The sequence below is a fragment of the Streptomyces pacificus genome (assembly GCF_011766325.1).
GTDB classification, from domain to species: domain Bacteria; phylum Actinomycetota; class Actinomycetes; order Streptomycetales; family Streptomycetaceae; genus Streptomyces; species Streptomyces pacificus.
Genome location: NZ_BLLG01000006.1, coordinates 197,479 through 218,148, shown reverse-complemented (window position 1 = coordinate 218,148; position 20,670 = coordinate 197,479). Strand labels below are relative to the sequence as shown.

At 71.2% G+C, this 20,670-nt stretch carries 21 protein-coding genes and 2 pseudogenes; 14 read left to right on the top strand and 9 right to left on the bottom strand.

Annotated features, from left to right (window positions below):
• Nucleotides 1–290: 290 nt before the first annotated feature.
• The 5 genes and pseudogenes from SCWH03_RS13100 to SCWH03_RS13085 all read left to right on the top strand — a co-directional run bounded on the left by SCWH03_RS13100 (nucleotide 291) and on the right by SCWH03_RS13085 (nucleotide 3,905).
• Complete coding sequence (locus tag SCWH03_RS13100; RefSeq protein ID WP_173264354.1) at nucleotides 291–1,472, top strand: helix-turn-helix domain-containing protein; 1,182 nt, start codon at nucleotides 291–293, stop codon at nucleotides 1,470–1,472.
• A gap of 78 nt (nucleotides 1,473–1,550) precedes the next feature.
• Nucleotides 1,551–1,751 (top strand): hypothetical protein, encoded by a 201-nt coding sequence (locus SCWH03_RS29030; RefSeq protein WP_254076732.1) that lies wholly within the window; start codon nucleotides 1,551–1,553, stop codon nucleotides 1,749–1,751.
• Nucleotides 1,752–2,153: 402 nt separating this feature from the next.
• Nucleotides 2,154–2,477, top strand: a pseudogene (locus SCWH03_RS29875) (DUF2252 family protein); the annotation flags it as partial.
• A gap of 58 nt (nucleotides 2,478–2,535) precedes the next feature.
• On the top strand, nucleotides 2,536–3,474 hold the full coding sequence (locus SCWH03_RS13090; protein ID WP_173264353.1) for a hypothetical protein: 939 nt from the start codon (nucleotides 2,536–2,538) through the stop codon (nucleotides 3,472–3,474).
• Nucleotides 3,475–3,560: 86 nt separating this feature from the next.
• Nucleotides 3,561–3,905 carry a rhodanese-like domain-containing protein gene (locus SCWH03_RS13085; protein WP_173264352.1) on the top strand — a complete coding sequence of 115 codons (345 nt, stop codon included), beginning with the start codon at nucleotides 3,561–3,563 and terminating at the stop codon, nucleotides 3,903–3,905.
• 24 nt (nucleotides 3,906–3,929) lie between these two features.
• On the opposite strand, the pseudogene SCWH03_RS13080 reads toward SCWH03_RS13085, so the two are convergent.
• A pseudogene (locus SCWH03_RS13080) lies at nucleotides 3,930–4,165 on the bottom strand (IS982 family transposase); the annotation flags it as partial.
• 74 nt (nucleotides 4,166–4,239) lie between these two features.
• Between SCWH03_RS13080 and SCWH03_RS13075 the strand changes: the two are divergent.
• Nucleotides 4,240–4,782 (top strand): DapH/DapD/GlmU-related protein, encoded by a 543-nt coding sequence (locus SCWH03_RS13075; RefSeq protein WP_173264351.1) that lies wholly within the window; start codon nucleotides 4,240–4,242, stop codon nucleotides 4,780–4,782.
• A 158-nt stretch (nucleotides 4,783–4,940) separates the two neighbouring features.
• On the opposite strand, the gene SCWH03_RS13070 is transcribed toward SCWH03_RS13075, so the two are convergent.
• From SCWH03_RS13070 to paaA, 6 genes are all read right to left on the bottom strand, one after another.
• Nucleotides 4,941–6,098 (bottom strand): acyl-CoA dehydrogenase family protein, encoded by a 1,158-nt coding sequence (locus tag SCWH03_RS13070; protein WP_173264350.1) that lies wholly within the window; start codon nucleotides 6,096–6,098, stop codon nucleotides 4,941–4,943.
• Between the two features lie 123 nt (nucleotides 6,099–6,221).
• Complete coding sequence (locus SCWH03_RS13065) at nucleotides 6,222–7,274, bottom strand: 2Fe-2S iron-sulfur cluster-binding protein (protein ID WP_173264349.1); 1,053 nt, start codon at nucleotides 7,272–7,274, stop codon at nucleotides 6,222–6,224.
• The gene (gene paaD / locus SCWH03_RS13060; RefSeq protein WP_173264348.1) at nucleotides 7,275–7,769 is read right to left on the bottom strand and encodes a 1,2-phenylacetyl-CoA epoxidase subunit PaaD; all 495 of its coding nucleotides are present in this window, start codon (nucleotides 7,767–7,769) and stop codon (nucleotides 7,275–7,277) included.
• Nucleotides 7,763–8,464, bottom strand: a complete 702-nt coding sequence (paaC, locus tag SCWH03_RS13055) for a 1,2-phenylacetyl-CoA epoxidase subunit PaaC (RefSeq protein WP_173264347.1) — start codon at nucleotides 8,462–8,464, stop codon at nucleotides 7,763–7,765. The genes paaD and paaC overlap by 7 nt, the downstream gene beginning before the upstream one ends.
• On the bottom strand, nucleotides 8,461–8,751 hold the full coding sequence (paaB, locus tag SCWH03_RS13050) for a 1,2-phenylacetyl-CoA epoxidase subunit PaaB (protein WP_173264346.1): 291 nt from the start codon (nucleotides 8,749–8,751) through the stop codon (nucleotides 8,461–8,463). Before paaB ends, paaC begins: the two co-directional genes overlap by 4 nt.
• Nucleotides 8,748–9,779: a 1,2-phenylacetyl-CoA epoxidase subunit PaaA gene (gene paaA / locus SCWH03_RS13045; RefSeq protein ID WP_173264345.1), complete on the bottom strand. Its 1,032-nt coding sequence runs from the start codon at nucleotides 9,777–9,779 to the stop codon at nucleotides 8,748–8,750. The genes paaB and paaA overlap by 4 nt, the downstream gene beginning before the upstream one ends.
• Nucleotides 9,780–9,907: 128 nt before the next feature.
• Between paaA and SCWH03_RS13040 the strand changes: the two genes are divergently transcribed.
• The 3 genes from SCWH03_RS13040 to SCWH03_RS13030 are packed head-to-tail and all read left to right on the top strand — an operon-like array spanning nucleotide 9,908 to nucleotide 12,671.
• Nucleotides 9,908–10,825, top strand: a complete 918-nt coding sequence (locus tag SCWH03_RS13040; RefSeq protein ID WP_173264344.1) for a DUF5819 family protein — start codon at nucleotides 9,908–9,910, stop codon at nucleotides 10,823–10,825.
• A complete protein-coding gene (locus tag SCWH03_RS13035; RefSeq protein ID WP_254076730.1) occupies nucleotides 10,822–12,015 on the top strand; it encodes an HTTM domain-containing protein in 1,194 nt (397 codons plus the stop codon). The genes SCWH03_RS13040 and SCWH03_RS13035 overlap by 4 nt, the downstream gene beginning before the upstream one ends.
• Nucleotides 12,012–12,671 carry a TrmH family RNA methyltransferase gene (locus tag SCWH03_RS13030; protein WP_173264343.1) on the top strand — a complete coding sequence of 220 codons (660 nt, stop codon included), beginning with the start codon at nucleotides 12,012–12,014 and terminating at the stop codon, nucleotides 12,669–12,671. The genes SCWH03_RS13035 and SCWH03_RS13030 overlap by 4 nt, the downstream gene beginning before the upstream one ends.
• A gap of 146 nt (nucleotides 12,672–12,817) precedes the next feature.
• Here the strand turns inward: SCWH03_RS13030 and paaN are convergent, their stop codons facing one another.
• Complete coding sequence (gene paaN / locus SCWH03_RS13025) at nucleotides 12,818–14,479, bottom strand: phenylacetic acid degradation protein PaaN (RefSeq protein WP_173264342.1); 1,662 nt, start codon at nucleotides 14,477–14,479, stop codon at nucleotides 12,818–12,820.
• Nucleotides 14,480–14,602: 123 nt separating this feature from the next.
• Here paaN and SCWH03_RS13020 point away from each other — a divergent pair, with 123 nt between their 5' ends.
• Together SCWH03_RS13020 and SCWH03_RS13015 are read left to right on the top strand one after the other, a co-directional pair.
• Nucleotides 14,603–15,298: a 3-hydroxyacyl-CoA dehydrogenase family protein gene (locus tag SCWH03_RS13020; protein WP_371872666.1), complete on the top strand. Its 696-nt coding sequence runs from the start codon at nucleotides 14,603–14,605 to the stop codon at nucleotides 15,296–15,298.
• A complete protein-coding gene (locus SCWH03_RS13015; protein ID WP_173264341.1) occupies nucleotides 15,295–15,888 on the top strand; it encodes a TetR/AcrR family transcriptional regulator in 594 nt (197 codons plus the stop codon). The genes SCWH03_RS13020 and SCWH03_RS13015 overlap by 4 nt, the downstream gene beginning before the upstream one ends.
• Nucleotides 15,889–16,074: 186 nt before the next feature.
• Here the strand turns inward: SCWH03_RS13015 and SCWH03_RS13010 are convergent, their stop codons facing one another.
• On the bottom strand, nucleotides 16,075–16,590 hold the full coding sequence (locus SCWH03_RS13010) for an Lrp/AsnC family transcriptional regulator (RefSeq protein ID WP_173264519.1): 516 nt from the start codon (nucleotides 16,588–16,590) through the stop codon (nucleotides 16,075–16,077).
• 214 nt (nucleotides 16,591–16,804) lie between these two features.
• Between SCWH03_RS13010 and pdhA the strand changes: the two genes are divergently transcribed.
• Genes pdhA through SCWH03_RS12995 form a run of 3 tightly spaced genes read left to right on the top strand, consistent with a single transcriptional unit; the run spans nucleotide 16,805 to nucleotide 20,618 of the window.
• On the top strand, nucleotides 16,805–17,965 hold the full coding sequence (gene pdhA, locus SCWH03_RS13005) for a pyruvate dehydrogenase (acetyl-transferring) E1 component subunit alpha (RefSeq protein WP_173264518.1): 1,161 nt from the start codon (nucleotides 16,805–16,807) through the stop codon (nucleotides 17,963–17,965).
• Nucleotides 17,962–18,975, top strand: a complete 1,014-nt coding sequence (locus SCWH03_RS13000; protein ID WP_173264340.1) for an alpha-ketoacid dehydrogenase subunit beta — start codon at nucleotides 17,962–17,964, stop codon at nucleotides 18,973–18,975. The genes pdhA and SCWH03_RS13000 overlap by 4 nt, the downstream gene beginning before the upstream one ends.
• Nucleotides 18,975–20,618: a dihydrolipoamide acetyltransferase family protein gene (locus SCWH03_RS12995; protein ID WP_173264339.1), complete on the top strand. Its 1,644-nt coding sequence runs from the start codon at nucleotides 18,975–18,977 to the stop codon at nucleotides 20,616–20,618. The genes SCWH03_RS13000 and SCWH03_RS12995 overlap by 1 nt, the downstream gene beginning before the upstream one ends.
• Nucleotides 20,619–20,670: the final 52 nt, after the last annotated feature.

Sequence of the window (20,670 nt, the reverse complement as noted above, 5' to 3'; positions counted from 1 at the left end):
ACCACACCAGGGGCGGGGTGCTGCCAAAGTTCAGCGGCAACCCTCGCTGGCGACCCCGGCTCAAGCATGAGACGCGCGCGCTAGGTGTGACGCCGTTTCCAGCCCCCATCTGCCGCTGACCTGGGGAAACGCCCTTGAGGTGGGGTGAGAACGAGGGTGTTAAGGGGTGGGGAGTGCCCCCTAACGCATCGATCGGGAACCGGAACGTGATAGCAGCGCTGACCTTGGACGGGTGTCAGGGTCGCCCAACAGCCATGCTGTCCCGCGCCATTCGGGCGTACTCTCAGCCTATGGCTGCCAAGTTGGGTGACCGGCTCAGGGACGTTCGCAAGCGTCGTGGGATGACGCAGCAAGAGCTAGCCCGTAGGTCTGGTGTCTCTCTGTCGCTGATTCGAAAGCTTGAACAGGGCGAGCGGCAAGACGCGCGCCTAGAGACTGTGCGTCGGCTGGCTGCGTCGCTCAGGGTGCCGACCATGCGCCTTGTGGCTGAGTCGACGGAGGATGGGGCGAGCATCGCCACCCTTGATCAGTGGGCACCCGTTAGGCAGGCGCTGACAGCCCCGCTGAGGGACGCTGCCGAACTAGAGGAACCGCCGACCGTTGAAGGGGTGCGTGACGCGCTGGACGCCGCGCTACCCATGTTCTCTAGCGACCGTTTCACTGAGCTGGGGCTGATCCTCCCCCCTCTGCTGCGGGACGCTGACACTGTGGCTCAGCTCGACCCCGAGGGGCGCGCCGTTCGGGTACGGCTCTTGCAACTCACGGGGTGGCTACTGACTCAGACCCGACAGTTTGAAGCGGCTGAGGGGTGCCTAGACGCTGCATTGGACGGCGCTGCGGACCGTCTACAGGGTGCGGCCACGGTGAACACCATGTGTTGGCTGCTACTGCGACAGGGCAAGCTCAGCGAAGCGCGGGAGTTGGCTACCCGGTGGGCAGACGACACAGAGCCCCGCCTCTCCCGTGCGACCCCTGCTGAACTTAGCGCGTGGGGTTGGCTACTGCTGCGTGTGTCTGCTGCTGCCGTACGAGACAACCGCGCGGGGGAGGCTGAGGACGCGCTGAGGCTGGCTCACTCTGCCGCCGTAGCCATGGGACGGGAGTTCGCGCCCGGTGAGGACTTCCTACGCACCTTCGGTCCGGTCACAGTGGCTCTCAAGCGGACTGAGAATGCGATGATCATTGACCGGCCAGATGTGGTGCTCAGGCTTGCCGCGAACGTTCCGGCTGGGGGGCTACGGCCCACGTCCAACAACCGCAATCGCCACTTGCTTGACGTGGCCGACGCGCACACCAAGACACGACAGTACGCCGAGGCTGTAGCGATCATGGCGAACATCCGTGACGCTTCCCCGCAGTGGCTCCCGAATCAGCGGTACGCCCGCGACATCCTCGGGCGAGTCATCAGCAAGCGCCGGACACTGACCGATGACATGCGCTCGCTCGCGGACACCGTGGGACTGCCTCTGTGACACCTTGTGGCACTTCTCGTTGATCTTCAACAGGACTGCCATTGTGGCTGGTTGGCAGCGTCTCTAGCGTCGAGTGGCATGACCACCGAACCCACGCGATACAGCACGTCACCGCTTGATCTGCCGTTGCGCCTGGAGCCGGAACCGACACCGGTCGAGGGGTGTCCCGGTTGCGCGGAACTCGCTGCCGTACGGGACCGTGCCCGCGCTGGGGGCGACATGACGACGGTCTCTGACTGCAACGTCCACATGCGACGCCACCCGGAGGGACACCGGTGATCCCCCGTAAGGGCGGAAGCGCCCCTGGGGACGCCGGGCGGCCGTTACTGACCCTGCGGGTGTCTCGGGACAGTGGGCGGACGTTCGGCCCTGAGCGGACCGTGTGTAGCTCGGACGACCTACCTCCGCTGCTGTCCTCAGCATGGCCCCCGTGCCGGTGCTACCGGTGTGGTGCTGGCCGCGGACGCTAGAAGCCCCGGCCCGCTGAGCGACGGCGAGCAAGACGGCTCAGCGTGTCGGCCCCGTCCCGTTCGTGTGCTGCCCCTGTGGCGCAGGGGTGGGGCTTCCACGTGCCCCGACCCGGTACCGTGGCGTATAGCCCCGTCCGGCTGTCTGTCCGCAAACACGCTGCCGGGCGGGGTCTTCGTGTGCCCAGCTCACAGCGCCTTATGTGCTGTAGTCGAATGGCTGCTCGGCTGGACGGCGGTGGAGGGCAGGCCTTTCCAGGTGCGGCAGTTCCGCAACCGGAAGGGAAGCGTGGATCCGGCCGCCCTCGCATCCGACGAGGTGGATGACTACGCCCGTATGACGGGTGCGCTGCTGGCCAGGGCGCACGCGCACAGCGCCGATCCACGGCTGGTCGCCGGCTACTGCGGCAGGAGCGAGGAGCTGGACGAGGCGGTGGCCGGCTTCGCCGTGCGTTACGCGGACAGGACCGAAGCCGATCACGCCGATCTGGTGTCCGCGATCCGCAGCGGCCGGATATCCGCCGAGCCCGCGGTATGACGGACTCATTGTCCGTCCGCGGCCCTGGACGGCCGGTGCTCTGCCATACGCTGGGCGGGTGACTCAGGACGCTCCCGGGGGCCCGGCCACCCGGAACGAGGACGAGCAGGACCGCCACCCCGTGGACGAACGCGATGCGCAGAGCGCTCGCACGGTGCAGGACGAACCCGGCGAGGACGGGCCCGGCGAGGACGAAGGACTCGACGGTGCCGCCGATCAGTCCGTGCGTGCCGCGGCCCGGCTGGAGAAGGCCGTGCGCGCTGCCGAGCAGGCCCTGATCGAATTCGAGATCGCGGTCGAGTCCTTCCGGGTCGAGGTGGAGAACTTCTCCCGGCTCCACCACCAGAAACTCGGCCCGATGTACTCGCGTCTGGACGAGCTCGACGCGCTCATCGCCGAGGCCAGGGCCGCCCGCAGCGGCGACCCTGAGGACCAGCGCAAGGCCCGGGAGGCACGGGCCGCGGTGATGCCGATGCCCGGTGTCGAGGAGCTCTTCCACGACTGGATCGACTCCGAGGGCCTGTCCGCCGAGGCAGCGGCCATGCTCACGGATCGGCCGGTGCAGCCTCCCAAGCGGGTGCGGCCCACGGACGAGGCCCGCAGGCTCTACCGCGAGCTTGCTCGCAGGGCCCACCCGGATCTCGCTCAGGAGGACACCGAGCGCGCCCGCCGGGAGGCGTTCATCACCCGGGTCAACGCGGCGTATGGGCGAGGGGACGAGGAGCTGCTGCGGGAGCTCACCCGGGAGTGGGAGGCAGGCCCCGCGCCACAGGAGGCACGCCCGGGCGAGACCGAGGAGCTCTACGCCCGCCTGGACTGGCTCGCGCGGCGCAAGGAACTGCTGGCCGTGGTCGCGCAGGACCTGGAGGAAAGCGCGATCGGCGCGATGCTGCGGATGGCACCCGACGATCCCGACCGGCTGCTCGAAGAGATCGCGGAGCAGCTGCTGACCCAGGTCGCGGAGCGAGAGTCCGAGCTGGCCGCACTGGTGCAGTAGGTTTTCGGAGAGATGCCCGGTCGCCCGAGCCCGCCCGCGGCCAGCGTGAGCCGGTACGAGTCCAGGTACGAGAGAAGGCCAGAACCATGAACTTCGCCCCGCTGCCCTCGGTGGACGCCGTCTCCGTGCCCGTCGGCGGTCTGGTGCTCGATGTCCGGGAGCACGACGAGTGGGCGGCCGGCCATGTCGAGGGTGCGCTGCACGTCCCGATCAGCGACTTCGCGGCCCGCGTCGGCGAGGTCACCGAAGCCGTGGCCGATGGCCGCCGCGCCTATGTGATGTGCCGGGTCGGCGGCCGGTCCGCCCAGGTCACCCAGTATCTGGTGCAGCAGGGCATTGACGCCGTGAACGTCGAGGGCGGTATGCAGGCATGGGACGCCGCAGGGCGTCCCATGGTCACGGACAGCGGAAAGGATGCCTACGTCCTCTAGGAGCTGCGCTATTCCAAGGGGCCGGTGATCGTGCGCGGTAGCGAGCGGAGGGTGTCTTGTCCGGTGCGGCCGTTGCGCCAGATCACGGTGGTGAGTATGCGCTGAACGACGCGGGCGATGACGCCGTGGGGTGTGCGTCCTTGGTGCTGTTCGAGGTCGAGACCTCTCCTGAAGGTCTCGTTGACCGACTCGATGATCTGCCGCAGCGGCTTGAACAGGGATCCACAACGCACTGAGCCGGGGATACCCGTCCTTGAGGGCGGGGAGGATGCCGAACAGCGAGCTCGGGCACCTTCGTTCCCGTCCCTACGGGCACCCTTGAAAGGATCGCGGCTTGTCCAGCGACCGTCTCATGCGCATCCACAGCACCGAGTTCCAAGCCATGGCCGAGAGGGTCCTGCGGGTCACCGAGCTCACCTCGCGCCTGAACGCCCTGCCTTTCGAAGACGAGGCGGGCAAGGCGAAACTGTTCGGAGAGATCCTCGGCAAGCCACTGCCACCGAGAGTCACGATCTATCCGCCCTTCTACACGGACCACGGCCTGAACCTCGACCTCGCCGAGCGCGTCTTCATCAATCAGAACTGCACGTTCCTGGACTATGCCGGCATCCGGCTCGGCGAGCGCGTGATGATCGGACCGAAGGTCACGTTCATCACCAGCGGCCACCCGGTTGACCCCGGGGAGCGGCGGCTGTACCTCACCGGCGCTCCCATCGACGTCGCGGAGAACGTGTGGATCGGTGCCGGTGCCACGATCCTGCCCGGCGTCAGTATCGGCCGTGATGCCGTGGTTGCCGCCGGTGCGGTCGTGGCCGATGACGTTCCGCCGGCATGCCTGGTGACCGGTGGCAAGGCGGCCGTGCACCGGCAGTGGTGAGGGACCCGACTGAGCCGTGCCGCGGCCGCGGCTGATGGCAGTCGTGCATCACCTCGGAAGTCTCATGGGCCGGCCCTGCCGGACGCGGGCAGCAGGCGCCGCTCCGGCGCCTGCTGTCCGGGGTCGGCAGGGCGCCGCCCGGGGGCGTGTCGGTGCCGTCAGCCGAGCGGGTGCGACGCGAGCAGTTCTCCCAGCGCCTCCTCGTGAGCCGCCGCCGGCCCGAGGTGCAGCTCCAGTTGTTTGGCCCACGCGTGGTACCGGTGCAGCGCGTAGTCGGTGTCCGAGCCGAAGCCGCCGTGCAGATGCTGTGCTGTCTGGACGACCCGGCGCACTCCCTCGGATGCCCAGATCTTCGCGACCGCCACATCACCTGACACGGGAAGCGGACCGCCCACCGATTCGCTTCCGCCGGCGGGGGCGCCGAGCCGCCACGCCGCCTGCCAGAGGGTCGCCTCCATCGCGCGCAGATCGATGTACCGGTCGGCGGCCTGTACGGCCACGGCCTGGAAGGTGGCGATGGGGAAGCCGAACTGCTCACGCTTGCCGGTGTACTCGCTGGTCATGGACAGCACCTGTTCGCCAAGACCGAGGGCCAGTGCGCAGGTGCCGGTGGTGAGCAGGTCCCGGAGCCAGTCCCAGGAGCCCTCGGTGTCGATCACGTCGTCGCCGTCGATCCGCACATCGTCGAGCCGGATTTCGGCGAGGAGTTCTCCACTGGTGGAGACCTGCCCGGTGAGTGACAACCCGTCCCGGATCCGCGGGACGAGGGCGATCACGGCGCGGCCGTCCTCGGCGTGTGCCGGCACGGCGATCAGATCCGCGCACTGCCCCCACGGCACGGCGGTCTGGACCCCGTCCAGGAGCCAGGCGCCGTCGCCGGGGGCGCGGCGGGCGCTGACGGCGAGCTCGGCCGGGTCGTGGCCGGTGCGTCCGCTGGCGGCGGCCGTCAGGACGACTTCGCCCCGGCCGACCCGCGGCAGCAGTCGTGAGGCGCACTCGGGGGCGCCGAAGCGCCGAACGGCCGCTGCGACCGCGCCCGTCTCCAGCAGCGGCACCCGCGCCAGCACTCTCGCCGATTCCCGCAGCACCAGGCAGAGGGCGACCGGGTCGAGACCGGCGCCGCCGTGTTCGGGGCCGAGGACCAGGCTCAGCAGGTCGGCGGTGGCCAGCCTGGCCCAGAGTGCCCGGTCGATGTCGTCCGCCACGGTGCCGGCGGTGAGGGCAGGGCTCGGTACCGCGTCGGGCACAACGCCCGAGAAGACCGCCCTGGCCGCCTCGACGGCCGCTTGCTGCTCCTCGGTGAAGGTGAAGTCCACAGCCCAGTCCCCTCCTGTGCACCGGATCGACCCGACGGTGTGGTCGTCCGCACTCCGAGTTCCCCACCAGTTATCTGACGGGTCGTCAAGATAGGCCAGAGGGGCGGGGAAGGGAATGGTGCGTCAGCGGTCGAAGTCCAGCTCCACCTCCGATGTGACCGGATGGGACTGGCAGGCCAGCACATAGCCCGCCTTCGTTTCCTCCTCCTCCAGCGCGAAGTTCCGGTCCATCCGGACCTCACCGGAGACCAGAAACGCCCTGCATGTCCCGCACACGCCTCCCTTGCAGGCGTACGGGGCGTCGCTGCGGGCGCGCAGCACCGTCTCCAGCAGCGAATCGCCCTCCTCCACCGGCCAGGAACCGGAGCGGCCGTCCAGCCTCGCCGTCAGTCTGCTGTGCGCCGGGGCCGCGACCGGAGCGGGCGCGGGCACGTCCTCGACATGGAAGATCTCCTCATGGATGCGGCTTCGCTGGACGCCCAACCCGCGCAGTGCCCGTTCGGCGCCCTGCACCAGTCCGTACGGCCCGCAGAGGAACCAGCCGTCCGTCTCCGGCACATCGATGAGCACCGGCAGCAGAGCCGTCAGCCGCGCCTCGTCGAGCCGGCCCGAGGCCAGGCCGGTCTGCTGCTCCTCCCGGGAGAGCACTGTCACCAGCTGAAAGCGGTCCGGATAGCGGTCCTTGAGGTCGGCCACCTCGTCCAGGAACATCGTCGACGCCGCCGTACGGTCGCTGCGGACCAGACAGAACCGGGCCTCCGGCTCCCTCGTGAGCAGCGTCGACGCGATCGACAGCACCGGGGTGATGCCGCTGCCGCCGACCACGGCCGCGAAACGCCCGGCGCGCGGCTCCAGGACGAACCGGCCCGTAGGCCGCATGACGTCGAGCGTGTCACCGGCCGACAGCTCCTTGTGGGCGTAGCTCGAGAACTCACCGCCTTCGACCAGCCTGATGCCCACCCGCAGCACGCCTTCCTCCCCGGCCTGGGCGGCCGGTGAGCAGATCGAGTAGGTGCGGCGGATCTCCTCGCCGTGTGCCCCCGTGCGCCGCACGGCGATGTGCTGGCCCGGTGTGTGGCGGAAGGCCTCGCGGAGCCCGGGGGGCACCGTGAGGGTCACGGCCACGGAGTCGTCAGTCAGTTGTTCGACCTCGCTGACCCGGAGCGGATGGAACATCTACAACTCCTTGAAGTGGTCGAACGGTTCGCGGCAGGTGACGCAGCGCCGCAGGGCCTTGCACGCGGTGGAGGAGAAGCGGCTCAGCAGTTCGGTCTCGGCGGACCCGCAGTGCGGGCAGCGCACCGTGAGCGTGAGGGGCACGGGACCGCCCATGGCACCCGGCCGTGGCGGTGCTATGCCGAACTCCGCCAGTTTGCGTCTGCCCTCGGCGCTGATGTCGTCGGTCGACCAGGGAGGGGAGAGCACCGTGACGACCGACACCTCGGCCATGCCGTGCTCATGGAGGATCCGTTCGATGTCGGCGGTCATCGCTTCGATGGCGGGACAGCCGGTGTAGGTGGGGGTCAGCTCGACCTCGACCCTGCCCGGCCCGATCATCTGCACCCCGCGAAGGACGCCGAGCTCTTCCAGGGTGAGGACGGGCAGCTCGGGGTCGGGCACGGACCCTGCCAGCCGGCGCAGCTCCGCCTCGAGAGCGGTCCCGGTCACCATGACGCCCCCGGGTGGCTTCTGTGCAGATGCTGCATCTCGGCCAGCATCCGCCCGAACGCCTCCGTGTGCAGCCCCTGGCGTCCGGCGCCCGCGGACCAGGCACCGGTGTCCGGGGTGTCCGGCACGGTCAGGGTGGCCCGATGGAGCACCCCGGTGACCGACTCCAGCCAGGCCGAGCGCAGTGCCTCCCGGTCCACGTCCAGCCCCTCGACAGGGTGGAACATCTCGCCGGTGAAGCGCCACAGGGCGTCGCAGGCGCGCTGCATCCGCTCATGGCTCTCAGTGGTTCCGTCGCCCAGGCGCAGTGTCCACTGCTCCGCGTGGTCCTGGTGGTACGCGACCTCCTTGACCGCCTTGGCGGCGAGTGCCGCGAAGGCGCTGTCCCCCGATGCCAGTTGCCCGTACAGCAACAGCTGATAGGTGGAGAAGTAGAGTTGGCGGGCGATGGTGTGCGCGAAGTCGCCGTTCGGCTGTTCCACCAGCTGGAGGTTCCGGAAGGCGCGCTCCTCGCGCCGATACGCCAGCTCGTCCTCGTCGCCGACGAGGGAGAGCAGGGTCCGCGCCTGACCCAGCAGGTCCAGCGCGATATTGGCGAGGGCGACCTCTTCCTCCAGGACGGGGGCGTGCCCGGCCCACTCCCCCAGCCGGTGCGAGAGCACCAGCGCGTCGTCGCCCAGGGCGAGTGCCGCCGTCACAGGTGCTTCACTCCTTCGGGGATGTCGTAGAAGGTCGGGTGACGGTAGGGCTTGTCGGCGGAGGGCTCGAAGAACGGGTCCTTCTCGTCCGGCGAGGACGCGGTGACCGCCGTGGAGGGGACCACCCAGATCGACACGCCCTCGTTGCGCCGGGTGTAGAGATCACGGGCGTGGCGCAAGGCCATCTCGGCGTCGGGCGCGTGCAGGCTTCCCGCGTGGGTGTGGGACAGCCCGCGGCGCGAGCGCACGAAGACCTCCCACAGCGGCCAGTCCTTCGAGCTGCTCATGCCGTCGCCTCCACCCGTGCTCCGTCGGGCACCGTGCCCGACCCGTCCGGTGCTGCCGTTTCGTGCGGGGCCCCCGGGCCACCGGATGCCTTCGCGGCGTACGCCGCGGCTGCCTCGCGCACCCAGGAGCCCTCTTCGTGCGCTCTGCGGCGCTGGCGGATCCGCTGTTCGTTGCACGGACCGTTGCCCTTGAGGACCTGCCGGAACTCGTCCCAGTCGATGGCGCCGAAGTCGTGGTGACCGCGCTCCTCGTTCCAGCGCAGGTCCGGGTCCGGCAGGGTCAGGCCGAGGGCCTCCGCCTGCGGGACGCAGATGTCGACGAAGCGCTGGCGCAGCTCGTCGTTGGAATGCCGTTTGATCTTCCAGGCCATGGACTGCGCGGAGTGCGCCGATGCGTCGTCCGGGGGCCCGAACATCATCAGGGACGGCCACCACCAGCGGTCCACCGCGTCCTGGGCCATCTCGTGCTGGGCGGGCGTCCCCCGGGACAGGGCCAGCAGCAGCTCGTAGCCCTGGCGCTGGTGGAAGGACTCCTCCTTGCAGATCCGGACCATCGCACGGGCGTAGGGACCGTAGGAGCAGCGGCACAGCGGGACCTGGTTGGTGATGGCGGCACCGTCGACCAGCCAGCCGATCGCACCCACGTCGGCCCAGGACAGCGTCGGGTAGTTGAAGATCGACGAGTACTTCTGGCGGCCCGAGTGGAGTTTGTCGAGCAGCTCGTCCCGGCTCGCGCCGAGTGTCTCCGTCGCGCTGTAGAGGTAGAGGCCGTGACCGGCCTCGTCCTGGACCTTGGCCATGAGGATGGCCTTGCGGCGCAGGGAGGGCGCCCGGGTGATCCAGTTCGCCTCGGGCTGCATACCGATGATCTCGGAGTGGGCGTGCTGCGCCATTTGGCGGATCAGCGATGCGCGGTAGTCGTCGGGCATCCAGTCGCGCGGCTCGATGCGCTCGTCGGCGGCCACGGAAGCGTCGAACCGCGCCTGGTGCGTCGAAGCCGCAGCCGTCTCTGCTGTCCCTGCCGTCATCGGACCCCCTGCCGACCGATCGTTCGGTTGAATGACTTCAATGGTGAGTCGGCGGGCCGTAGGGTGTCAACCCTGTGGATGACCGCGGTGGACCAGTGGACCAGCGGACCGACGGGGATCGGGGCGGGATGGACTCCTACAAGGGCGCCGGCGACGGCGCCGCGGGCGCCGGGGCGGCTCCGCCCGCCGCCCCGGGCGGGATACTCCGAGCGGAGGGTTCGGCAGGCTCGGGTGGTCCGGATGGGCGTGGTGCGACGGCCGGGGAGGGCGTGGCCGGTGAGCCGGACGGGACCGGCCACGCGGACCACCCGTACGGCCCCGCCGGCGCCGGTCGCGCGGTGGGCGCGCCACATCGCCCGCACCCGGTCGGAGGGATCGCCGCCCTCTCCCTCCCCTACCAGGTCGTGGCGGCGGTCGCCCTCGGTCTCGTCACCGTCTTCGCCTGCTTCCACGTGGCCATGGTGTTCTTGCACGTCGCGCCGTCGAACACGGTGACCAAGCAGCACGGCAAGGCGGTCGAGGAGTGGGTCTACCCCGAGTTCGAGCAGAACTGGAAGCTGTTCGCGCCCAACCCGCTCCAGCAGAACATCGCGGTCCAGGCGCGCGCCGAGGTCTCCGGACGTGACGGCACCCGCCGGACGAGCAGCTGGATAGACCTCTCCGCCGAGGACGGCGAGGCCATCCGGGGCAACCTCTTCCCCAGCCATGTGCACCAGAACGAGCTGCGCCGGGGCTGGGACTTCTACGTCAACTCGCACACCGATGACAACACGCCCAACGGCCTGCGCGGCCGGCTCTCCGAGCGCTACGTCCGCCGCATCGTGATGATCCGCCTGGACCGCCACGACCTGGGCGGACGCGTCGAGCGCATCCAGCTCCGCTCCGCCACCCGCTCCGTCGAGGCACCGGTGTGGAGCAGTGAGAAGATCGACACCCGTCCGTACTACCGGATGCTCCCCTGGTGGACGGTGACCTCCGCCGATCTGCCGCTCGACGTGCGCAACGGAGCAGCGGGCGGTGCGGGCGGCGAGGAGGCGGACCGGTGATCCACCCTCTCGCCGGCAGGCTCGCCGTCGCCGTCCAGCGGGTGACCGCGACGGCCCTCGGCCCCTACCAGAGCGCGATCGTCCGTATCGGCTTCTCGCTGACCTGGCTGCTGTTCCTGCTGAGGGAATTCCCGCACCGCCGGGAGCTGTACGGTCCGGACGGCCCCTGGGGCTGGGACATGGCCGGGCAGCTGATCGCCGAGAACCACGCCTTCACCGTGCTGATGTGGTCCGACAGCAGCGCCTGGTTCGAGGGTGTGTACGCCGTCGCGGTGCTGGCCTGTGTGCTGCTGCTGCTCGGCTGGCGCACCCGCACCACATCGGTGCTCTTCATGGTCGGTGTGCTGTCGCTGCAGAACCGGTCCATCTTCATGGGCGACGGCGGCGACAACGTGATCCACCTGATGGCCGTCTACCTGGTGTTCACCCGCTGCGGTCAGGTCTGGTCCCTGGACGCCCGGCGAGCGCTGCGGACGGCGTCGGAGGGCCGGCGGGCGGACCGCTGGGGGCCGCCGCTCTGGGGGGTGCTCGGACTGCTCCTCCTCGCCGGGACGCTCACGCACCGGATCGGTGGGGAGTGGTGGCTGGCCGTCCTGCTCTGGACGCTGTGGGCGGGCCAGGGCGTGTGGTGGGCCGTGAACCGCTGGGCGCCGGGCAGCGAGCCCCGTACCCTGCTCGACGTCCTCGCCAACCTGGCTCACAACGCAGCCCTCGTCGTGATCATGGCCGAGGTCTGCCTGATCTACGCCACGGCGGGCTGGTACAAGATCCAGGGGTCCCGGTGGCAGGACGGCAGCGCGCTGTACTACCCGCTCAAGCTCGACTACTTCACGCCCTGGCCCGCGCTGTCCGACCTTCTCTCCAGCAGCGGGCTGATCGTGATGGCGCTGAGCTACGGCACCGTGATGGTGCAGGTCGCGTTCCCGTTCACGCTGTTCAACCGGAAGGCCAAGAACGTCCTGCTGGCGGTCATGATGCTGGAGCACGCCGGTATCGCCCTCCTGCTCGGGCTGCCCTTCTTCTCCCTCGCGATGATCGCCGCCGACGCGGTCTTCCTGCCGACTTCCTTCCTGCGCCGGCTCGGGGGCTGGGTGGCGACTGCCCGGGACCGGGTGCTGAGGCGGCCCGGACGGATCCCCGAGCAGCGGGCTGCGCCCGAACAGCAGGTCGCACGTACCCTCGTCGGGTGAGCAGTGAGACCCAGGAACCCGTCCAGTACGACGACGGCTACGCTCCGGAGGTGGGCGTGGGCCCCCATCCGGCCCCGTGGCCGGAGGGGGCGCCGTACGATCCCGAGCTGCTGGCTCACGGGGACCGGCGCAATGTGGCCGACCGCTACCGCTACTGGACACGGGAGGCGATCATCGCCGACCTGGACACCAGGCGGCACGACTTCCACGTGGCCGTGGAGAACTGGGGCCATGACTTCAACATCGGTTCCGTGGTCAGGACCGCCAACGCGTTCCTGGCCAAGGAGATCCACATCGTGGGGCGGCGGCGCTGGAACCGGCGAGGCGCGATGGTCACCGACCGCTACCAGCATGTGCGCCACCATCCCGACACCGGATCGCTGACCGCCTGGGCGGCGGCCGGGGAGCTGCCGATCATCGGTATCGACAATCTGCCGGGCGCGGTGCCCCTGGAGCGGACCGCGCTCCCGAGGCGCTGCGTGCTTCTCTTCGGCCAGGAGGGTCCCGGACTCACCGAGGAGGCGCGGGCGCGCGCGGCCGTGGTCTGCTCGATCGCCCAGTTCGGCTCCACCCGGTCGATCAACGCCGGTGCAGCCGCGGCGATCGCGATGCACGCCTGGATCCAGCGGCACGCGGACGTCCCGCCGACGCTGTGACCGCTGCCGTGCGCGGCACCGGCCATCGGCTCCGAGGCGTCCGCGCGCGAGCGGGACGCGGGGAGGGGGCCACCACGCCGCGCCCCTCGGCGAGGCCGGTCCCGCGCGAGCGGGACGCGGGACCGGCCGGGCGGCGCGACCCGCCCTCAGGCCTGGCGGCGGACCTCCACCACACGGAAGCGGTTCGAGACGAAGGCGGCGTCGCACAGGGCCGCGTTCGCCGCGGGGTTGCCCCCGGAGCCGTGGAAGTCCGAGAACGCGGCCGTCTGGTTCACATAGACCCCGCCCGTGAGGTTGAGGGAGAGCTGCGCCGACTCCTCCAGGCAGACCTCCTCGACCGCGCGTTCGATCTCCGCCGAGGTCGTGTACGCGCCGACCGTCATGGCGCCCTTGTCGCGCACCGTGCGGCGCAGCAGTTCGAGGGCGTCCCCCGCGGAGTCGACCGCGACGGCGAAGGACACCGGCCCGAAGCACTCGGACATGAAGGACGCCTCGTCGTCCGGCTTGGCGCCGTCCAGCTTCACGATCACCGGCGTGCGGACGACGGCGTCGGGGAACTCCGGATGGGTGACCTCGCGGGAGGGCAGCGCCACCTCGCCCAGCCCGGAAGCGGCCTCGAGCCGGGACTTCACGTCCGGGTTCACCAGGGCGCCCAGCAGGGCGTTCGCCCGTCCGTCGTCGCCGAGCAGAGCGCTGACCGAGGCGGCGAGGTCGGCGACCACCTCGTCGTACGACTTGGGGCCGGTGTCCGTGGCGATGCCGTCGCGCGGAATGAGCAGGTTCTGCGGGGTGGTGCACATCTGTCCGCTGTACAGGGACAGCGAGAACGCCAGGTTCGAGAGCATTCCCCGGTAGTCGTCGGTGGAGTCGATGACCACCGTGTTCACGCCGGCCTTCTCCGTGTAGACCTGGGCCTGGCGGGCATGCTGCTCCAGCCAGTCGCCGAACGCGGTCGAGCCGGTGTAGTCGATGATCTTGATTTCCGGGCGGAGCGCGAGCGTCTTGGCGATGCCCTCGCCCGGGCGCTCGGCGCAGAGGGCCACCAGGTTCGCGTCGAAGCCGGTCTCGACCAGCACCTCACGGGCGATCCGCACCGTCATCGCGAGCGGGAGGACCGCCCGCGGGTGGGGCTTGACCAGCACGGCGTTGCCGGTGGCCAGCGAGGCGAACAGGCCCGGATAGCCGTTCCACGTCGGGAAGGTGTTGCAGCCGATGAGCAGCGCGATACCGCGCGGCGCTGCCGTGAAGGACTTCCGCAGTTCCAGCGGGTCCCGCTTGCCCTGGGGCTTGGACCAGTCGGCGCTCCGCGGCGTGCGCGTCTGCTCCTGGTAGGCGTAGGCCACCGCCTCCAGCCCGCGGTCCTGGGCGTGCGGGCCGCCGGCCTGGAACGCCATCATGAACGCCTGGCCGCTCGTGTGCATGACCGCATGGGCGAACTCGTGGGTGCGGGCGCTGATCCGCGACAGGATCTCCAGGCAGACCAGGGCGCGCCTCTCGGCACCCGCGTCCCGCCAGTCCGCCATGCCCGCGCGCATCGCGGGCAGCAGGACGTCGAGGTCCGGGTGCGGATACTCGATCCCCAGCTCCGGGCCGTAGGGCGACACCTCCGGGCCGGTCCAGCCGTCGGTGCCGGGCTGGTCGAGCTCGAAGCGGTTGCCGAGCAGGGCCCGGTAGGCCGCCAGACCGTCGGCCGCGCCCGTCTCGCCGTACGCCTTGGGGTGCTCGGGGTGGGGCGACCAGTACTCCCGTGAGCGGATCGCCTCGAGCGCCCGGTCGAGCGTCGGCCGGTGGGTCTCGGTCAGCTGCATGAAAGACCAACTCCTCGGTGAGCTGGGCAGGGGAACGCGGACAGAGTTAGAGTAACCGAACGATCGGTCGGGACAAGGGGGTCCGCGCATCCTGTGGATGACTCGTAGGGGAGGATCACTGCCATGACCGTCACCGACGCCGCAGGCGGCCCGAGCGCCACCGACGCCGCAGGCGGCCCGAGCGCCACCGACGCCGTCGCGCCCGGTCGCACCGTCGCCGTCGTGGGAGCCGGCGCCATGGGCCGGGGCACCGCACAGGTCGCGCTGCTCGCCGGACATCGTGTGCGCCTCCACGACACCGCCCCCGCCCCCGCCCCCGGCCGGGCGGAGAGGGGTGCGGAGGCGAGCCCCGCGCGCCTGGCGGACGGGCGTATGCCGGTGGAGTTCCCCGACGCCGTCTACTTCGACCTGGCCCTCGACCACCGGGCGGCGGCGGGGATCGCGCTGTCCGCGTCCGAAACCACCGGCCGGGAGGCACCGCGCCAGTCGATCGGCCTGTTCCAGGCCCTCGGCAAGAAGGCCGGTGTCATCGGATACGTTCCCGGCATGATCGTCGCGAGGACGGTCGCGATGCTCGTGGACGCCGCGGCCGACGCCGCCGCCAGGGGCGTGGCGTCCCCCGAGGGCATCGGCACCGCCCTGCGGCTCGGGGCGGGCTGCCCGGTCGGTCCGGCGGAGTGGGGCCGGCGGCTGGGACGCGGCTGGGCGCACGAGCTCCCCGACGAGCTCCATGCGCGCGTGCCGGCCGGCCGGTACGCGCCCTCCCCGGGCCTCTACCGTCAGTCGTACGTCACGACGAAGGGCGACCAGGCCTCATGACGACTGCCAGACGCGACACCTACACCCCGGAGACGCTGCTGTCCGTCGCCGTCCGGGTCTTCAACGAACGCGGCTACGACGGTACGTCGATGGAGCACCTCTCCAAGGCGGCCGGCATCTCCAAGTCCTCGATATACCACCATGTGTCCGGCAAGGAGGAGCTGCTGAGGCGGGCCGTCAGCCGTGCCCTGGACGGTCTCTTCGGGATCCTCGACGAGCCGGGCGCGACGCGCGGGCGGGCGCTCGAACGGGTCGAGTACGTGACCCGGCGCACCGTCGAGGTGCTGATGGCGGAGCTGCCCTACGTCACGCTGCTGCTGCGGGTCCGGGGCAACACCAGGACCGAGCGGTGGGCCATGGAGCGGCGCCGCGATTTCGACCACCGGGTCGCCGACCTGCTCAAGGCGGCGGCGGCGGACGGTGATCTGCGCGCCGACCTGGACACCAGGCTCGCCACACGACTGCTGTTCGGCATGGTCAACTCCCTGGTGGAGTGGTACCGGCCGCAGGTCGGCACCGGCTACGACCGGCAGCAGGTCGCCGACGCGGTGGTCCGGCTGGCTTTCGACGGGCTGCGTACGGCGCCCTGAGTCACGGGAGCGCCCCGCGGTCGGAGGCGCACGCCGGGGCGGCGTCCGCCGTGCCCGTGCGCCCCGCCTCCGGTCCTCCGCTCGCCGGCCCGGGGCGCGTCCCCGTCCCGGTCGGGCGGGGCACCCGGCGTGCCGTTCCGGGCCGGGGGCGCGGACGTGCCGTTCCGGGTGGGGGACGCGGGGCTGTCAGCGGGCCGGGTCGGGATCCAGATCCGTCTCCTCGAAGACCAGCAGGGTGCGCGTGGACAGCACCTCGGGGATCGCCTGGAGCCTGGTCAGCACAAGCTCCCGCAGGGTGCGGTTGTCCGGTGTGTGGACCAGGAGCAGCACGTCGAAGTCGCCGCTGACCAGGGCGATGTGGGCCGCTCCCGGCAGCGCCTGGAGCTGTTCGCGCACCGTCCTCCACGAGTTCTGGACGATCTTGAGGGTGATGTAGGCGGAGGCGCCGTGGCCGGCCCGCTCGTGGTTCACGCGTGCGCTGAAACCCCGGATCACCCCGTCGTCGATCAGCCGGTTGATGCGGGCGTACGCGTTCGCCCGCGACACATGGACGCGTTCGGCGACGGAGCGTATCGAGGCCCGCCCGTCGGTCTGGAGGATGCGGAGTATGGCGCGGTCGATCGAGTCCAGGCTGCGCGGCGGCGGCCCCTGGGCCGCGCCGGGCACCGCCTCCCAGGCCGTGTGCTCCCCGCCGTCGGCCATTTGTTCAGCTGTCATGTCCCCCCGCCTTTCCACCGTGGACGACCTGCTCCTATCCCAGGCTGTGGAGAACCGTTTGTCCACAGGCTGGAGGCGCCTGTAGCCAAAATGCGCCCACGACCGAACAATCGGTAGGTGAGGCGCCTCACACTCCGCGCCCTTCATGGGTCCTTATGCCCGCTCCCACGAGGAGGTGCTCGCGTTGAAGAAGAGCAGCATGACGGTCCGGGAACGACCGGGTGCGGCCTACCGGCCCACCCCGCCGCCCGCCTGGAAGCCGCGCACCGACCCTGCACCGCTGCTTCCCGACCCCGAGCCGTACCGCGTCCTCGGCACCGACGCCGCGGCCGGGGCCGACCCCGAGCTGCTTCTGCGGCTGTACGCGGAGCTGGTCCGCGGCCGCAGGTACAACGCGCAGGCGACCGCCCTCACCAAGCAGGGCAGGCTCGCCGTCTACCCGTCGAGCACCGGCCAGGAGGCGTGCGAGGTCGCCGCGGCCCTCGCCCTGGAGCAGCGCGACTGGCTGTTCCCCAGCTACCGGGACACCCTCGCCGCGGTCGCCCGCGGGCTCGACCCGGTGCAGGCGCTGACGCTGCTCCGCGGTGACTGGCACACCGGCTACGACCCGTGCGAGCACCGCATCGCGCCGCTGTCCACCCCGCTCGCCACCCAGCTCCCCCATGCCGTGGGGCTGGCCCACGCCGCGCGCCTCAAGGGGGACGACGTCGTGGCGCTCGCCATGGTCGGTGACGGCGGCACCAGCGAGGGCGACTTCCACGAGGCGCTCAACTTCGCCGCCGTCTGGCGGGCCCCCGTGGTCTTCCTCGTGCAGAACAACGGGTTCGCGATCTCCGTGCCCCTCTCCAAGCAGACCGCCGCGCCGTCCCTCGCGCACAAGGCGGTGGGGTACGGCATGCCCGGCCGCCTCGTCGACGGCAACGACGCGGCGGCGGTGCACGAGGTACTGGGCGAAGCGGTCTCGCGAGCCCGCCGGGGCGGTGGCCCCACCCTCGTCGAGGCGGTCACCTACCGCATCGACGCCCACACCAACGCCGACGACGCCACCCGGTACCGGGGCGACAGCGAGGTCGAGGCCTGGCGTGAGCACGACCCGATCCGGCTGCTGGAGGCGGAGCTGACCGGCCGGGGGCTGCTCGGCGAGGACGCGGTACGGGCGGCCGCCGAGGCCGCCGAGGCGATGGCCGCGCGGCTGAGGGAGCGGATGAACGCGGAGCCCGCGCTGAACCCGATGGACCTGTTCGCGCACGTCTACGCCGAGCAGACCGGCCAGCTGCGGGAACAGGCCGCGCAGCTGCGGGCCGAACTGGAGGCGGAGAGCGCCGGGGGCGCCCCCGGCGCGGAAGGTGACGCACGATGAGCACGGCGACCGCACGGCAGGCCAAGCCCGCCACGATGGCGCAGGCCCTTCAGCGGGCGATGCGCGATGCCATGGCCGAGGACCCGGCCGTCCACGTCATGGGTGAGGACGTCGGCACCCTCGGCGGCGTCTTCCGGGTCACGGACGGTCTTGCCGAGGAATTCGGCGAGGACCGGTGCACGGACACCCCGCTGGCCGAGGCGGGCATCCTCGGTACGGCCGTCGGCATGGCGATGTACGGGCTGCGCCCCGTCGTCGAGATGCAGTTCGACGCTTTCGCCTACCCGGCGTTCGAGCAGCTGATCAGCCATGTTTCCCGGATGCGCAACAGGACGCGCGGGGCGCTGCCGCTGCCGATCACCGTGCGGGTCCCCTACGGCGGGGGAATCGGCGGGGTCGAGCACCACAGCGACTCCTCAGAGGCGTACTACATCGCCACACCGGGGCTCCATGTCGTCACCCCGGCGACGGTCGAGGACGCCTACGGACTGCTGCGGGAGGCCATCGCCTCCGACGACCCGGTGGTCTTCCTGGAACCGAAGCGGCTTTACTGGTCCAAGGCCGACTGGTCGCCGGACACCCCGGCGGCCGTGGCACCGATCGGCCGCGCGGTGGTGCGCCGCACGGGGCGCAGTGCCACGCTGATCACCTACGGCCCCTCGGTGCCGGTCTGCATGGAGGCGGCCGACGCCGCCGTGTCCGAGGGCTGGGACCTGGAGGTCGTGGATCTGCGTTCGCTCGTGCCCTTCGACGACGAGACCGTGTGCGCGTCCGTGCGCCGCACGGGCAGGGCCGTGATGGTCCATGAGTCGACGGGCTTCGGCGGACCGGGCGGAGAGATAGCGGCGAGGGTGACGGAGCGTTGTTTCCACCACCTCGAGGCCCCCGTACTGAGGGTGGCCGGTTTCGACATCCCCTATCCGCCGCCGATGCTGGAGCGTCACCATCTGCCGGGTGTGGACCGGGTGCTGGACGCCGTGGCACGGCTGCAGTGGGAGGCGGAGAGCTGATGGCCCAGGTGCTCGAATTCAGGTTGCCGGATCTCGGCGAGGGCCTGACCGAGGCGGAGATCGTCCGCTGGTTGGTGGACGTGGGCGACGCCGTCGCGGTCGACCAGCCGGTCGTGGAGGTCGAGACGGCGAAGGCGATGGTCGAGGTGCCCTGCCCTTACGCGGGCGTGGTGACGGCGCGCTTCGGCGACGAAGGGGCGGAGCTCCCCGTCGGCGCTCCCCTGCTCACCGTGGCGGTGGGCGCCACGGAGCCCGGTTCGGCCGAGGACGCTGGTTCCGCCGGAGGCGCCGGCTCCGGCACAGGCCAGGCGGAGGAGACCTCCGGCAATGTTCTCGTGGGCTACGGGACGGGTGCTCGGGCGGCACGCCGCCGGAGGATCCGCCCCGCGCCCCCGTCGCCGACGGCCCCGGACGGCGCGAGTCGCCCGGACGGCCCGGACCGCTCGGACGGCCCGGGGTACGGGTCCGGTGACTCGCGCGCCGCGAGCGGCCCTGGGCCCGCCGCCTATGCCGGCGGTCCGGGGCCCGCGCCGCTGCGCGGGGAGACCTCGGCACCACCGGCCGCGGCGCGGGAACCGGTGTGGGACAGCGCCGTGGAGAGCCCGGCGCCCGACGCGCCGCGCGGGATCCCCGCGATCGGGGAGGCCGTCCTCACGACCGCTCCGTCCGCCCACGAGGGTCCTGCCGCGGTCATCTCCCCCCTGGTGCGGCGTCTGGCCCGGGACAACGGAGTCGAGCTGCGGACGCTGCGGGGATCCGGGCCGGACGGGCTGATCCTCCGTGTGGACGTGGAGCACGCCGTACGGGTCAGGGCCGGCGCGGCCGAGGAGGATGTCGCGACGCAGCGGGCCCGGTCGGCGCAGCCGCCCCGACTGTCCGAGCCGGCTCCCGTCGCCGCTGCCGGACCCGTGCCGACCCGGGCTGGTCTTCCCCGGGCCGCCCCGGCCCCGGTCGTCGGCGAGCGGATCCCGCTGCGGGGCCTGCGCGGCGCAGTCGCGGACAAGCTCTCCCGCAGCCGCCGTGAGATCCCGGACGCGAGCTGCTGGGTCGACGCGGACGCCACCGACCTCATGGCCGCCCGACAGGCCATGAACGCGGCGGGCGGCCCGAAGATCTCACTGCTCGCCCTGCTCGCGCGTGTCTGCACGGCGGCGCTCGCCCGCTATCCCGAACTCAACTCGACGGTGGACCCGCAGGCCCGGGAGATCGTGCGGATACCCGAGGTCCGTCTCGGCTTCGCGGCCCAGACCGAGCGGGGCCTGGTCGTCCCCGTCGTCCGCGACGCGGGGAACCGCACGGCCGAGTCGCTCACCGAGGAGTTCGCGCGGCTCACCGGGAAGGCACGTCAGGGCACTCTCACCCCGGCCGACCTCACCGGCGGTACGTTCACGCTCAACAACTACGGGGTGTTCGGGGTCGACGGGTCCACGCCGATCATCAACCATCCGGAGGCGGCCATGCTCGGCGTGGGCCGTATCGTGCCCAGGCCCTGGGTGCACGAGGGGCAGCTCGCGGTCCGGCAGGTCGTGCAGCTCTCGCTGACCTTCGACCACCGGGTGTGCGACGGCGGCACGGCCGGCGGCTTCCTGAGGTATGTGGCGGACTGTGTGGAACAGCCCGCGGTTCTGCTCCGCACCCTGTGACCCCGGCGTGATCCCCCGGCAGGTGCGGCAGGCCTGACGCCGGCCGGGGGCC

Excerpts from the sequence above, each read along its gene's own strand:
- SCWH03_RS13100 (WP_173264354.1), top strand. The coding sequence starts at position 291 with ATGGCTGCCAAGTTGGGTGACCGGCTCAGGGACGTTCGCAAGCGTCGT.
- SCWH03_RS13065 (WP_173264349.1), bottom strand. The coding sequence starts at position 7,274 with ATGTTCCATCCGCTCCGGGTCAGCGAGGTCGAACAACTGACTGACGAC.
- SCWH03_RS13000 (WP_173264340.1), top strand. The coding sequence starts at position 17,962 with ATGAGCACGGCGACCGCACGGCAGGCCAAGCCCGCCACGATGGCGCAG.
- paaD (WP_173264348.1), bottom strand. The coding sequence starts at position 7,769 with ATGGTGACCGGGACCGCTCTCGAGGCGGAGCTGCGCCGGCTGGCAGGG.
- SCWH03_RS13040 (WP_173264344.1), top strand. The coding sequence starts at position 9,908 with ATGGACTCCTACAAGGGCGCCGGCGACGGCGCCGCGGGCGCCGGGGCG.
- paaN (WP_173264342.1), bottom strand. The coding sequence starts at position 14,479 with ATGCAGCTGACCGAGACCCACCGGCCGACGCTCGACCGGGCGCTCGAG.
- SCWH03_RS13015 (WP_173264341.1), top strand. The coding sequence starts at position 15,295 with ATGACGACTGCCAGACGCGACACCTACACCCCGGAGACGCTGCTGTCC.
- pdhA (WP_173264518.1), top strand. The coding sequence starts at position 16,805 with ATGACGGTCCGGGAACGACCGGGTGCGGCCTACCGGCCCACCCCGCCG.
- paaA (WP_173264345.1), bottom strand. The coding sequence starts at position 9,779 with ATGACGGCAGGGACAGCAGAGACGGCTGCGGCTTCGACGCACCAGGCG.
- SCWH03_RS13010 (WP_173264519.1), bottom strand. The coding sequence starts at position 16,590 with ATGGCCGACGGCGGGGAGCACACGGCCTGGGAGGCGGTGCCCGGCGCG.
- SCWH03_RS13020 (WP_371872666.1), top strand. The coding sequence starts at position 14,603 with ATGACCGTCACCGACGCCGCAGGCGGCCCGAGCGCCACCGACGCCGCA.
- SCWH03_RS29030 (WP_254076732.1), top strand. The coding sequence starts at position 1,551 with ATGACCACCGAACCCACGCGATACAGCACGTCACCGCTTGATCTGCCG.
- SCWH03_RS12995 (WP_173264339.1), top strand. The coding sequence starts at position 18,975 with ATGGCCCAGGTGCTCGAATTCAGGTTGCCGGATCTCGGCGAGGGCCTG.
- SCWH03_RS13085 (WP_173264352.1), top strand. The coding sequence starts at position 3,561 with ATGAACTTCGCCCCGCTGCCCTCGGTGGACGCCGTCTCCGTGCCCGTC.
- paaB (WP_173264346.1), bottom strand. The coding sequence starts at position 8,751 with ATGAGCAGCTCGAAGGACTGGCCGCTGTGGGAGGTCTTCGTGCGCTCG.